Source organism: Stenotrophomonas sp. 05N37 (assembly GCF_056397365.1).
Genome location: NZ_JBFTNG010000001.1, coordinates 1261705 through 1274740 on the forward strand (window position 1 = coordinate 1261705; position 13036 = coordinate 1274740).

10 protein-coding genes and 3 pseudogenes are annotated in these 13036 nt (G+C 60.9%); 10 read left to right on the plus strand and 3 right to left on the minus strand.

What is annotated here, in order from left to right:
* Nucleotides 1-27 precede the first annotated feature (27 nt).
* From AC1DGC_RS05475 to AC1DGC_RS05485, 3 genes and pseudogenes are all read left to right on the plus strand, one after another.
* Nucleotides 28-285 carry a hypothetical protein gene (locus tag AC1DGC_RS05475; protein ID WP_259208023.1) on the plus strand — a complete coding sequence of 86 codons (258 nt, stop codon included), beginning with the start codon at nt 28-30 and terminating at the stop codon, nt 283-285.
* Between the two features lie 4 nt (nt 286-289).
* On the plus strand, nt 290-1033 hold the full coding sequence (locus AC1DGC_RS05480; RefSeq protein WP_259208021.1) for a pyridoxine 5'-phosphate synthase: 744 nt from the start codon (nt 290-292) through the stop codon (nt 1031-1033).
* Between the two features lie 280 nt (nt 1034-1313).
* Nucleotides 1314-1550: pseudogene (locus AC1DGC_RS05485) on the plus strand (PA0069 family radical SAM protein); the annotation flags it as partial.
* 158 nt (nt 1551-1708) lie between these two features.
* On the opposite strand, the gene AC1DGC_RS05490 reads toward AC1DGC_RS05485, so the two are convergent.
* Nucleotides 1709-1933 carry a helix-turn-helix domain-containing protein gene (locus AC1DGC_RS05490; protein ID WP_478047372.1) on the minus strand — a complete coding sequence of 75 codons (225 nt, stop codon included), beginning with the start codon at nt 1931-1933 and terminating at the stop codon, nt 1709-1711.
* Nucleotides 1934-2013: 80 nt separating this feature from the next.
* Here AC1DGC_RS05490 and AC1DGC_RS05495 point away from each other — a divergent pair, with 80 nt between their 5' ends.
* The 5 genes from AC1DGC_RS05495 to AC1DGC_RS05515 all read left to right on the plus strand — a co-directional run bounded on the left by AC1DGC_RS05495 (nt 2014) and on the right by AC1DGC_RS05515 (nt 9693).
* The gene (locus AC1DGC_RS05495) at nt 2014-2349 is read left to right on the plus strand and encodes a hypothetical protein (RefSeq protein WP_478047373.1); all 336 of its coding nucleotides are present in this window, start codon (nt 2014-2016) and stop codon (nt 2347-2349) included.
* 150 nt (nt 2350-2499) lie between these two features.
* Nucleotides 2500-3591, plus strand: a complete 1092-nt coding sequence (locus AC1DGC_RS05500; RefSeq protein WP_478047479.1) for a PA0069 family radical SAM protein — start codon at nt 2500-2502, stop codon at nt 3589-3591.
* 639 nt (nt 3592-4230) lie between these two features.
* On the plus strand, nt 4231-4512 hold the full coding sequence (locus AC1DGC_RS05505) for a hypothetical protein (protein ID WP_478047374.1): 282 nt from the start codon (nt 4231-4233) through the stop codon (nt 4510-4512).
* A gap of 100 nt (nt 4513-4612) precedes the next feature.
* Entirely contained in the window at nt 4613-9217 is a 4605-nt protein-coding gene (locus tag AC1DGC_RS05510) for an RHS repeat-associated core domain-containing protein (protein WP_478047375.1), read from the plus strand.
* Nucleotides 9202-9693 carry a hypothetical protein gene (locus AC1DGC_RS05515; protein WP_478047376.1) on the plus strand — a complete coding sequence of 164 codons (492 nt, stop codon included), beginning with the start codon at nt 9202-9204 and terminating at the stop codon, nt 9691-9693. Before AC1DGC_RS05510 ends, AC1DGC_RS05515 begins: the two co-directional genes overlap by 16 nt.
* A 21-nt stretch (nt 9694-9714) precedes the next feature.
* Here the strand turns inward: AC1DGC_RS05515 and AC1DGC_RS05520 are convergent.
* Nucleotides 9715-9903: pseudogene (locus tag AC1DGC_RS05520) on the minus strand (hypothetical protein); the annotation flags it as partial.
* Nucleotides 9904-10496: 593 nt separating this feature from the next.
* Between AC1DGC_RS05520 and AC1DGC_RS05525 the strand changes: the two are divergent.
* Both AC1DGC_RS05525 and AC1DGC_RS05530 read left to right on the plus strand, forming a co-directional pair.
* Nucleotides 10497-11351: pseudogene (locus AC1DGC_RS05525) on the plus strand (PA0069 family radical SAM protein); the annotation flags it as partial.
* Nucleotides 11352-11452: 101 nt separating this feature from the next.
* A complete protein-coding gene (locus AC1DGC_RS05530; RefSeq protein ID WP_449335616.1) occupies nt 11453-11818 on the plus strand; it encodes a hypothetical protein in 366 nt (121 codons plus the stop codon).
* Nucleotides 11819-12258: 440 nt separating this feature from the next.
* Here the strand turns inward: AC1DGC_RS05530 and AC1DGC_RS05535 are convergent, their stop codons facing one another.
* Nucleotides 12259-12969, minus strand: coding sequence for a 2OG-Fe(II) oxygenase (locus tag AC1DGC_RS05535; RefSeq protein WP_394164894.1), 711 nt, complete (start codon nt 12967-12969; stop codon nt 12259-12261).
* Between the last annotated feature and the right edge of the window lie 67 nt (nt 12970-13036).

Sequence of the window (13036 nt, forward strand, 5' to 3'; positions counted from 1 at the left end):
CTTGCCGGCACCACGGGGAGAACGATGATGCATTGGCTGTTCCTGCTGCTGGCGCTGGGCTGCTTCGGCCTCGCGCTCAAAACGCCCCAATGGGGGCTGATGCTGCTGGCGTTGCTGGGCGCGCTGGTGTTCCTGCTGATCTGGGTGCGCGGCATGTACGTGGCCCGCTTCGGCACCCTGCAACGCGACATCTCCAGCGTCATCGACCCCGCCGAACTGCGCCGGCTGCGCGAGCAGGCCCAGGCCCGCCGCCAGACCGGCGCCGACGATACCGATACCCCGTAGTGCCATGACCCAGCTCAGCGTCAACGTCAACAAGATCGCCGTGCTGCGCAACTCGCGCGGCGGCACCGACCCGGATGTGCTGCAGGCTGCGACGGCCTGCCTGGACGCGGGCGCGCACGGCATCACCGTGCATCCGCGTCCGGACCGCCGCCATATCCATGCCGAGGACGTGCTGGCACTGTCGGCGCTGACGGCGCAACGCGGGGTGGAGTTCAACATCGAGGGCAACCCGTTCGCGCCCCCGCGCGAGGGCTACCCCGGCCTGCTGCCGCTGTGCGCGCAGACCCGCCCTGCCCAGGCCACCCTGGTGCCCGATGACGATGGCCAGCTCACCTCCGACCACGGGTTCGACTTCAGCCGTGACGGCGAGCGCCTGCGCCCGCTGATCGCCGCGCTCAAGTCGCATGGCTGCCGGGTGAGCCTGTTCGTCGACGCCGGCAACCCCGACATCGCCCAGGCCGCGGCGATCGGCGCCGACCGCGTCGAGCTGTACACCGGCCCGTATGCCGAAGCGCATGCGGGTGGCGATGCCAGCGCGATGCTGGCCCTGTTCGCCGATGCCGCCCGGCGCGCCCAGGCCGCCGGGCTCGGGGTGAACGCCGGCCATGATCTGTCGCAGGACAACCTGCGCGACTTCCTGCAGGCCGTGCCGGACGTGCTGGAAGTCTCGATCGGCCATGCGCTGATCAGCGAGGCCCTGTACGCCGGGCTGGACGCGACGGTGAAGGGATACCTGGCGCTGCTGTAGGGCGGCCACCGACCGTTGACTGGCGCCATGACCCACGATGTCCTGTCCGCCTGGCCTGTGGACAAGTTTGGGGACGAAATCGCGCCTGTACCGCCAGAGGCCCGCCGCAGCAGGACTTTCGGGATATAGTGGGGCTGTGGTTAGTAATACTGCTAACCAAAGATTAACCTCTGCAGCCGCCTGCCATGAACACCCGCCTCCGCGCGCTCCAAACCGGCTATTCCCGAAGCGCCGACCGTACGTCTCAGTCCCTGAGATGCAGCGGCGATAGGCTTTGACCATGGGTATCGCGATCAAAGGCCGAGGTTCCACCACGCATCTGGCGGGCCGTTTCGAGGCTACCGTCAGCGAAGTCGTGCATGACGGCTGGGACGCCGACGAGGGCGAGGAATTCGCCGCGCCACGGCTGCGCACCGAAGTGCGCGCCGAAACCGCGCGGAGCATCATCAGCCGCAACAAGTCGCAGGACGTGGGCTTCAGCCAATCGGTCAATCCGTATCGCGGCTGCGAGCATGGTATCAATACCCCCTGATTGTTCACTAGATAAATGTCTATAGATCAACAGCTTAGGTAAGAATCAGCAAACACATTGCTGTCGGCACAAGCCTCCGCGCAGCGCCGGCCAACACGCCCATCCTGGAGGTGTTGGCCAACCTTCGTGGTCTGCAAAGAGAGTTAGAGCCCTGCGGCGCGTAGCAGGGCCGACATCGACGTACCCATGCCTTTAGCCACTCGCTCCAAGGTAGCGAGAGTGAGGTTCTTTTCGCCACGTTCGATCTTGCTGTAGTAGGCGCGGTGCATATCGATGTGGTCAGCAAAGGCTTCTTGGCTGACACCCAGATCAATACGATGCGCTCGGATCACATCTGCAAGTTTCGCTTGGTTCGTATGCTCGACCATACGAAGCAGCTTGTGGTTCCAGTACTTTAAAGACTACGCCTCTAAAGGTAGTCTACTTATAAGTACTAATCACCTCTCCCATGAACTTTTACCTCGTATGTCCGGAACTGGAGTTCACTCTTGAGCTTCCCTTTTCTCCCATGGGCAGGGAGCAAGTCGCAATGCAGGTGCGTCGAATGCAAGAAGAGGAAGGGCAAGCAAGAGGCTTTGAGTGCCGCCTGGCAGAAGAGCTCTCAAAGCTAATTCCCCAACTAACGGATTGGGACATCAAGCCGCCCACGGGTGCGCAGATGGCATACGCGACTTCGCTTTGCGCACAGCTGGGCATTCCACTGCCTGCAGCAACACGTCTATCGCGGGCATTGATGCAGATCTTTTTGGCGGAAGCCAAAGCGCTCCATGGCCAACGCAGATGACAAAGGCCTTGCCAGCCGAAGCTGTGGATAAGCTTGGGCAAAACCACTTCGCCAGATGACCGTATGGCCTACAGCTACCTGAATTTCACGGTGTTGCGGCGCCTGTGGTTAGCAATAATACTAACAGCCCGTCCACCCCAAGTTGTTGCCATGGAACAGGATGCTCGAAAGGCCCAAGTTCCCCTCAAAGGTAGAGGGGCCGCATCGCGTGTCCCAAGCCGTTTCGATACCACTGCAACAGTGGGAGTCGACGATGGCTGGGAATCGGTCTACCAGGAGATGGAAAACGCGCCACGGCTGAGAACTCAGGTGCAGGAAGAGCGAGCGCGCACAGTGATCAGCCACAACTCATCCCCTGACGTTGGGTTTAGTGCGTCGGTCAACCCGTACCGCGGCTGCGAGCATGGGTGCGTTTACTGTTTTGCTCGCCCTTCTCACTCCTATTTGAGCCTCTCACCAGGCTTAGACTTCGAGACGCGCCTGTTTGCAAAGACAAATGCCCCGGAGCGGCTCAGAGCAGAAATTAGCAAGTCGAACTACAAGTGCACCCCGATTGCCCTGGGGATAAACACAGACGGCTATCAGCCGATTGAAAGGAATTACCAGATTACACGCCAATGCCTTGAGGTGCTTGCCGATGCCAAGCATCCGGTGAGCTTTGTCACCAAGAGCGCCTTGATCACCAGGGACATCGAACTGCTGGCGTCGATGGCCAAGGATCGGTTGGTTACGGTCTACTTCTCGGTCACCACGCTCGACAGGAAGCTATCTGCAAAACTGGAACCACGAGCTGCTGCTCCCCACGCAAGGCTGCGAGCAATGAATCAGCTGCACGAGGCAGGAGTACCGGTAGGGGTTTTGATCGCGCCGGTCATTCCCATGATCACCGACCATGACCTAGAAGCCATCCTTGAGGCTGCTCGCGAACACGGCGCTCGGGCAGCAGGCTACGTGCTTCTCAGGCTACCTAACGAGATTAAGGACATTTGGAGAGAATGGCTCGAGCTGCACTTCCCGGACCGCGCCGCGCATGTGCTTAGCTTGATGCGACAGATGCATGGTGGAAAGGAATATGACGCCAGCTTTGGCACAAGGATGTCCGGAACTGGCCCTGTAGCGGACTTGATCCGGAAGCGCTTTGAAAAGAAGCATCGTGAGCTCGGTTTCACTAGGCTGCCAGCGCTGGCCACTCATCTTTTTCAACCTCCCCAAGAAAAGTCGCCACAGGGGCAACTTTTCTAGCCGAACGGAAAACGTGGCTAGCATCAGTACAAAGCTATGGATGCAGTCCGAGCGGCGCCTACAGGGACAGGGCGTCCTAGGTTTCTGAGTACTGATACCATCTCCCCGAAAAGGAAATAGCATCTCCTCCGCAGCGAGCTTAGACGGCTCTCCAAACATATTTGGTTATCCCGCTTCCTCATGAAAAGGACCAGCGTATGCCCAAGCAAGTGAGAGTTTTATCAGTCTACCGAAGCACGATTGAGCGACTACCACAGTTTCGTCTTCTTAGCGGTCCACTCACAGAACACCAAGGGGCGATGCTGGGATTTGACGGCTTTCCGCTCGCAGGCGCTCCCATTGTGCCAAGCGCCGAAGGACCCGCGACGTTATTCAATGCCCGAGGCAAAGAGGTCATCCGAAAGGACCTTCCGATGGTCGCCAAGTCTCGATCAATCAATACCTCGTGGAAGGACTGGCACGGAATGTGATCGATTCCACAGCATTTGACTTGAATGTGTCACCGATTTAGGAGATAAGGACTTTGTGCGGCTGAGCCGCATTCCGGACCAGGGACGATCCGAAGCATGACGTGAGGGCTTACATCTCCGCGTTCTCGTTCCCCGCCGGCACTATGTTCGTCCAGGAAGGAGAACAGGGATGTTGGAACGACTAAAGGCCCTATTGTTATGTGCCGCGCAGGCGCAGGAAAGCAAGATGACTTGGCCTATTTCCCAGTCCGGCGGCAATTCGACGCAGTACAAGGCCCAGCAGGAGGCGGTAGCTGCCATCAAGAACCTGCCGAAACCCAGCCCATTTCCGCCGGCGCTCCAGTTCGGCGGGCAGTCTGTCGACAAGATCATGTCGAAAGCGGCCGGACTGGACAGCACGACATCGATTACATACTGGATGGGCAAGCCTCAGCCTTCGGATCTTGAGTGATCAGATGTGGGGCGAGTTGGAATATTCAGTTTCCAGGTTTCGCGAAATCTAAGAAAGGAGAGTGGTGGTGCAAGGACGCGGAAGATTGTTCGGGAATTTCATGCGTTTGCTGGCCGGCGGACTTCTACTGGTCACTTGCGCGCTTCCTGCATGCGCTTTGGCGGCGGATGAGGTTGAGAAGCGATGGTACGCCTATGAGCCTGCTGGTCATGATGCCGAGCGGGGGGCGCAAGTTGAGATCGAGGCAGTGTTCAAGGGTTTTCAGGCATTTGGATCCTTCGGCTTTGAAGTCGCCAGTCAGTCTGTTGTGGGTGAGAAGCTTGTTTCACACTACACAATCAAGCCTGGTCCGTTGACCACTACGGAATGGCGCTACTTCTATAATGGGGAGGTGCCGGACGTATCTGCAGCGATAGCCGCTCTTGTGGCAAGGAATCGTGCTGAGAATCCCGACTGCGTGGTCGAACCAGGAGCGCTCCAGGAATGGAGCGGCTGGGCGCCTGGGCCCGACGGGAATTTTCGCGACGAAGAGGCCAGAGTTCCGCTGACGCTCTACTGCGCAGTAGACGAGCCTCCCTCGCAGACCTACGACACCGTCTCACGATCGCGGGATATCTACTGCCCGAACTCCTTGGTGATGGAGTGGTCGGAGTCGCAGCAGAGGTGCGTGGGCGCCTCTGTTCTCGGGAATTACGCGTACTGGACGACGGCGTTGCCGGAACAATGCGACATCGTCGGAAATCCCTGTGATCCGACCACCGGTGACAAGCTGGAAACCGAGGTGGACCTCGATGCCGGGTGGATTCGCTTCTCACGCCACTATCACTCGTCGTCCAGCACTGCACGTGGCCCGTTCGGTCAGAACTGGACGCATTCACATAACGTCCATCTTTCCGTGGGCCCTGATCTATCGGTTTATCCGCCCGTTTCAGACATTCATGTTGGCCTGATCAATGGCGACGGGACGCAGGTTGCGTTCGAGCAGGTCGGGCAGATCTATGAGGCGGTCGATGGTAGCGGCGATAGAGCTGTCCAGCAGGGAGAGCAGTGGATTGTCCATCGCGAAGATGAGGTGCTGCGGTTCAACGCGAATGGGCAGCTTCTGGCTCGTTTATTTGACGACGGTACATCGCTTGCGTACAGCTATGACGGTTTCAGTCGATTGGCGTCGATCACGCACTCTACGGGTCGGAGGATTGAGCTCACCTATCTGTCTGAATTCGATGACCGGGTCGCCGGCCTGTCGATCAATGGTCGACCATATGTGGTCTATCACTATGGCAGCAACGAGCAGTTGACATTGGTTGACTATGTGGACGGCGGCGATCGAATCTACCACTACGAGAACGCTCAGTTCCCCTCCCATCTCACGGGAATAACGGCGGAAGACGGAGGTCGCTATAGTTGGGTTGCCTACGATTCGAAGGGACGGGTAATCTGCAGCCGGCATGGCGCGGCCTGCGATTCTCAATCGGTCGGCATTGACGGCGTCCTGCTGAGTTACGCGGCTGATGGCACGACGACTGTCACGGATGCGTTGGGTAAGCAGTCAATCTATCAGTTGTCCAGCGCTGCGAGTGGGCTTGGGAGAAAGGTAACGGGGCTGACCGACTCCCAGGGAACCATCAGCCGCGCCTACTATGATCGTAGTGTAGACTTCCGTCGCCGACTGGATACCTATACTGATCGTCGCGGCATCCAGACCAAGCACACCTATGCGCAGGGCACCGATCCGGTGAGCGGTCGTGCCGTCAGCATCCATACCGTGACCGAAGCGGCCGGTCTGCCCGAGCAGCGCGTGGTAACCACCGCGCGCGACGTCGAAACCAATGCGGTACTGACCACCCAGATCGGTAGCCGAGAAGTGCGTACGGCCTTCAATGCCCGACGCCAGCCCACGGCCAACACGGTGACCGACGCTGCTTCCGGTCAGGCGCGCATCACCAGCTACACCTACTGCGAAGCCGCGGACGTGGCTGCGGCAGGCAGCTGCCCCGTGGAAGGGTTGCTGAAGAGCGTGGATGGCCCGCGTACCGATGTGGTCGATACCGTTACCTATGCCTACTACCCGGCGGATGACGCAGGGTGCCCGACCGGCGGTGCCTGCACCTACCGCAAGGGAGATCTGCGCAGCGTCACCAACGCACTCGGTCAGACGGTCGAGACCTTGGCCTACGACGCATTCGGACGGCCGTTGTCGGTGAAGGACGCCAACGGCGTGGTCACCGATTACACCTACCATTCCCGCGGCTGGCCGACCTCGGTTACCGTGCGCGGTGCCAGCACTGCAGAGGATCGGGTCACCCAGCTGAGCTATTGGCCCACCGGTCAGGTACAGCAGATCACCGAGCCCGACGGCAGCAGCGTCACCTATGTCTACGACGCGGCACAGCGGCTGACCGATATTGCGGACAACACCGGCAATACCATCCATTACGCGCTGGACAATGCCGGCAACCGACTGAAGGAAGACACGCTGGATGCCGGCGGCACCCTGCGCCGCACCCTGGCACGCACCTTCAACACGATTGGCCAGCTTACGGCGCTGAAGGACGCCGGCAACCACGCTACCGGCTTCACCTACGATGCCAACGGCAACCCGCAGACGGTGACCGACGCCCTGCAGCGCGTCTCCAGCCAGCAGTACGACCCGCTGAACCGGCTTGCTCGGACGCTGCAGGACGTGGGCGGCGTGGCAGCGGAGATCCGCAGCCAGTACAACGCGCTGGACCAGGTCACCCAGGTAACCGACCCCAAAGGCCTACACACCACCTACGCTTACAACGGTTTCGGTGACCTGACCGGTCAGATCAGCCCGGACAGTGGCGCCAGCAGCTTCACCGTGGATGCGGCGGGCAACCGCAAGACCGCCACCGACGCGCGCGGTGTCACCGCCACCTATCACTACGATGCACTCAACCGCCTGATCGGCATCGCCTACCCGGACCCCAATCTGGACGTGGGCTACGGCTATGACGTGGCACCGGCTGCCTGCGCCGCCGACGAGCGCTTTGCCAAGGGACGCTTGGGGCAGGTGCTGCACGCCAATGGCAGCACCCAGTACTGCCATGACCGCTTCGGCCAGGTCACCCGCAAGGTGCAGACCGTCAACGGCGTCGCCAGCACGCTGCGCTACGCCTACAGCAAGTCGGGTCGCCTGACGGCGTTGACCTACCCCGACGGCAGCGTGGCTGACTACGTACGTGACACCCAGGGCCGTGTCAGCCAGATTGGCCTGACGCGCACCGGCCAGCCGCGCCAGATCGTGGTCAACAACGTGACCTACGCGGCCTTCGGCCCGGCGATCGGATGGACCTACGGCAACGGCCGCCAGCTGCAGCGTTCGCTGGACTTGGACTATCGGCCGCTGGCGGTCCATGACCCGGCAGCAGGTGGCCTGTCCCTGAGCTATGGCTATGACCCAGTCGGTTCGATCGTCGAGCTGAAGAACGGCGCAGGGTCCGACGTGCTGGCTAAGTACGCCTACGACACCTTGGGCCGTCTGACCCAGACCCAGGACGGCGCGACCGGCACGCCGATCGAAACCTACGGCTACGACGCCACCGGCAACCGCACCTCGCTGACCACGTCGGCAGGTACCGCCAGCTACACCTATCCGGCCACCAGCCACCGACTGGCCGCCGTGGATGGCGAAGCACGCAACCATGACGCAGTGGGCAACACCACCAGCATCGGCAGCAAGGCGTTCACCTACAACGATGCCAGCCGCATGAATGCGGTGAAGCAAGGCAATACTCTGCTGGAGAGCTACGCCTACAACCACCGTGGTGAGCGCGTGCTGCGCACCCCTGCCGGCGGTGCAGCTCAGATCACGCTGTACGACGAAGCAGGGCAGTGGCTGGGCAACTACTCGGCCACGGGCCAGGTGCAGCAGCAGGCCATCTGGCTGGACAACTATCCGGTGGCGTTGATCAACGTGCCGAGCACCGGCGTGCCGGAACTGGCCTACATCCAGCCGGATCACCTGGGCACGCCGCGCGTGGTGATCGACCCGCTGCGGAATGTCGCGATCTGGGAGTGGAGCAACAAGAGCGAAGTGTTCGGTGATCAGATTCCTAGTGCTGATCCGGATGGAGATGGTGTGGCGTTTGAACTGGCGCTGCGCTTCCCGGGGCAGCAGGCGACAGATGCGAGTGGGCTGTTCTACAACTACCAGCGGGAGTATGACCCGGCGGTGGGGCGGTACTCGCAGAGTGATCCGATTGGGTTGAATTCTGGTGTGAATACCTATGTTTATGTATTATCAAGGCCGATAAATTTTACCGATCCGAGTGGGCTAAAGACCACCTTGATAACCACCTACGATTTTGGAATTGGGAGTCACTCTGCGATCCATGTCGCAAGGCCCGGACAACCCGACTTCCTATACGATCCAGCAGGTTCGTACGCGCCCGGTGGACGTCGGGGAACTGGTGGGCTTTTTGAGGGGGATGATGCTAGCTTGGCTGGATACAGTAAGTATCAGCGCGGGACTGGAAGCCGTGTTGAGTTCACCGTTATTCACCTGACCCCGGAGCAGGAAGCTACTCTGGTCCAGAATGCAGAGGAATGGGGCGATCCTCGTGGTTTCGGGTGTGCAGCCTCTGTGTCGGGTGCGTTGAGTGGAATGTGTGGTATCACTCAAACGTTCCGTCCTGGTGTCCTGAACGATATGGCGAAGGAGGCCGAATGCCCCGTCAAGTGAAAGATAGGTTGGTGGCATCTTCAGTTTGTTTCGTGCTTTGTGTTGTTATCAACATTGCGGCATGGAGATGGATTGCGGCATTTGTGAAGATTGAGGGAATGCGGGTTCCATACGTCGTGCTGATTTCGTTAATTCTGTCTTTCGCATTCTATGGCTTTGCATTGATTCGCAAAGAGTGGACGGTGCTCGCGGTTGCTGGGATCGGGGCCGCCGCCGGGTTGGTAGGCGGGACTTTTGCCATTACGCTGTCCAATTTGGTAATTGTTGATGGCTTTCATCGGCTCGTTGTCAGCTTCGAAAGATATGGGGCAATTGCTGCTCTTTGGGACGTTCCGGTATCGCTGCTACTTGGCAGCTGGGTTGTCGGGGCACTTTCTTTCTGCGCTGCGTGGTTGAAGCTCAAGAGAACCTATGGCGGAAAGGAGAGTGGGCGAAGAATTGGCAGGAATGTCTCTCATCCACGAGATGCTGGCTGACGCTGCTGGGAGCGGTGTGCACTACGCTCCCCCTCCCGCTGCCCCCCCGGCCGCCTGCACGCATAACGATTGGCAGACGATGACCAATCCCTTCATCACCCGGTCGCCCACGTACCGCTCGGGTTCGCCGTTCTGCCGGGTGCGTTCCGCCGCCAGCAGCATTTCCAGCACCACTCGCAACCCGCTCAACGCGCAATCGGCATCGGCCAGGGGCCGAAAGTCCGCAAACTCTGTGAAGTTGGCGAAGCGGGCCACCTGAGTGCCGGCGGCCCGAGTTCCGGGCTCACAGGGTCAGTCAACTCGCTATGCCGTCAGATGGCGGCTGGTGACACAACTGTTGGGTCTACCCCTTGTTCCAGTGTTTCCAGACGCACTCTCTCGGTCAGTCCAGTTACCACTGTGGATCAGGCCACTCTGCGTTCGTCCAGCGCTCGAGTTCCTCGGGTGACAAGAGTCCGGCCTCCCCGCGCCCGATGCGAAATTGATAGGGAAGTGGCGCCATTGAGCTACACGGCCAAGGTTCTTGAACATTCCCCATAAATGGGGAGATCCGCCACTGGGGTGAGGCAATCATCCTTGCATTTCAGGCGCTTAGGCGGCTTTTGGCCCGGGACGTAATGATTCCCTGCCGACCCTCTGCTCGCGGAGCCTCAAGTCCGGGGGTAGCCGCAATGCCCCGCTAACCTACCCTTTACCGCCCTGGGCTGGAATGCAAGAGGACGGATCCCCGCAGGTAGTCTGTAGGGAAGCCGCCGTAGGGGACGCAGTGCTGAACACTTTTCCTCGAACACATATAGTGTTGGTGCTCCTACTGCTTCGCCCGCCCCTCGCACGCCTACCTCAACCTGTCGCCCGGCCTGGACTTCGAGACCAAGCTGTTTGCCAAGACCAATGCGCCGCAGCTGCTGCGCAAGGAGTTCTCGCGGCCGGGCTACGTGCCGCAACCGATCGCGCTGGGCATCAACACCGATGCCTACCAGCCGATCGAGCGCAAGCTCAAACTGACCCGGCAGTTGATCGAGGTGATGCTGGAAACGCGGCATCCGTTCTCGCTGATCACCAAGAACGCGCTGGTCGAGCGTGACATCGACCTGCTCGCGCCCCTGGCCAAGCAGAACCTGGTCAGCGTGCACTTCTCGGTGACCTCGCTGGACCCGCACCTGTCGGCCAAGCTGGAGCCGCGCGCCTCGGCGCCGCACGCACGCCTGCGCGCGATGCGTCGCCTGCATGAGGCTGGCATCCCGGTCGGGGTGATGGTGGCGCCGGTGATCCCGTGGATCAACGATGCCGAACTCGAAGCGGTGCTCGAAGCCGCGCGTAATGCCGGTGCCTCCACCGCCGGCTACGTGCTGCTGCGCCTGCCGCTGGAAGTGGCGCCGCTGTTCCGCGACTGGCTGGACACCCATCACCCCGACCGCGCCACGCACGTGATGAGCACCATCAACCAGCTGCGTGGTGGCAAGGACTACAACAGCGAGTTCGGCAGCCGCATGCGCGGCGAAGGCGTCTACGCCGACCTGCTGTCGAGCCGGTTCAAGCTGGCGCGCAAGCGGCTCGGATTCGATGCGCAGCACAGTCACTGGCCGAAGCTGGACTGCGCGCGGTTTGTAAAGCCGTTGCCGCCGCGGGCAGACTCACCGCAGGGCTCATTGTTCTAGTCAGTGCCCCGGTGGACTTTGGGACGCGCCCGCCTAACAATCGGGCCAAGGCGCCGCGCCGCGGTGGTCTGACGTCCACATCGGATATGCAGGGGAACCACATGTCATCGGCAGCCACCTCGGCCGCGTCGAACGCGGCCAACATCGCGATCAACGCCGCCGTCGCCGCAGCAGTGCAGCAGCAGCGCGATGCCTTGATCGCGCACTTCACCAGCCATCAGGCGTTGTCACCGCAGAGCGCAATCGCGGCGGATAGCATCGACACGGCACTGCATGCGCCGCTGACGTATTACCGCGACAACGGCGTCATCCGCGATGCGGGCGGTGATCGTCTTTATCTGGATCTGGACCGGCTGGCGACGTTGAAGGCCAAGGCGAAGCGCACCGGTCGCAATGTGCTGATCACAGTGATGGTGTTGGCGGTGGTGGTGGTTGTCGGTGCCGTACTGCTGGTGTTGGCGCGCTGAGGGGCGACCACGCGGTATCTCCGCCCCGGTCTTGCCAAGCACTGAAGCGCTATGCCGATGCCAGACGGTCCTGGCGACGGAGTTCAACACCCGTTCCATTGAGAAGAAGACGCGGGGCCCACGCCTTTCATCGCCCGCCGGCTCATGCGCTCAGGCCATTGAGTGGTGAAGGCCTCGTATCCGCATGGGCTAAAGCTTGCAGGTTGACGGCTCGAAGAGCTTGGCAGAAACGGTCGAGTTGCGCGTCTCTCGCTCGCAATAGACCGGCGTCGAAATTTCGATGCGCGCGCAGTGTCCGCCTGCCTGGGCCGACCCCCGAACGCCGGTCATTGTCGTGCCGGCACAGACCTCCGTACGTATGTCGGGCACTGCACGACTCCAGCGGCGAGAAAGCCAAACTCGTCCAACCTGCCTCATGGGATCTCGAGTCGGCACGACGCTTAGTTCCCGCCGAACAGCTTCTGTGCGTTCTGGAACAGCACCCAGCTGGTGGCGATGAACTTGTCGCCGCCGTGCGGTCGATTGCCTCGATGGGTGTGGGTGAACGCGGTCGGTGCGATCAGCAGGCTGCCGGTGCGCGGGGCGATCTTGCGATCCTGGAACAGGAACTCCGTTTCGCCCTGTTCGAAATCATCGTTGAGGTAGAGCGTCCATAGCAGGTGGCGATGCAGGGTCTCGCCGGCCGGATCGCGCGGGTACAGCTCGCAATGCCAATAGGGATAGCCCCCCTCGCCTGCGGCATACCATTGCAGATTGATGGCACCGGGGCGCAGGCACGTGCGCGCCAGATCGGACAGCGTGGCATCGTCCATGCCGGGGAAATCCTCGGCGGCCAATCGGCGCGGCTTACCGTCGCTGTCCTGGATCTGCAACATCAACGGCGAGATCAGTGCCTGTGGATAACGTCGTAGATAACTCAATACGCCGCGGAAAACCGCCTGTTGCAGCTGGATGTCGACATCGCGCCACGCGGCATCGCCACTGATGCGCAGATCCTTGCTGTGCTTGAGTTCCGGGAACACACCACTGCCTACTTCCCCCGGTCGCAACTGTGCACTGGATCGCATCCGTGCCTGGATGGCTGCGCACATCTCGACGGGGATGGCGTTGTGGATTACTTCGATGAAGTCGTGTTGCGTGTCGGCCGTCATGGTGTCGTCCCTGGGCATCTGGGCCGATGGTGAACGCTGTGCTCGCCGATGTCACGCCGTTGCCATG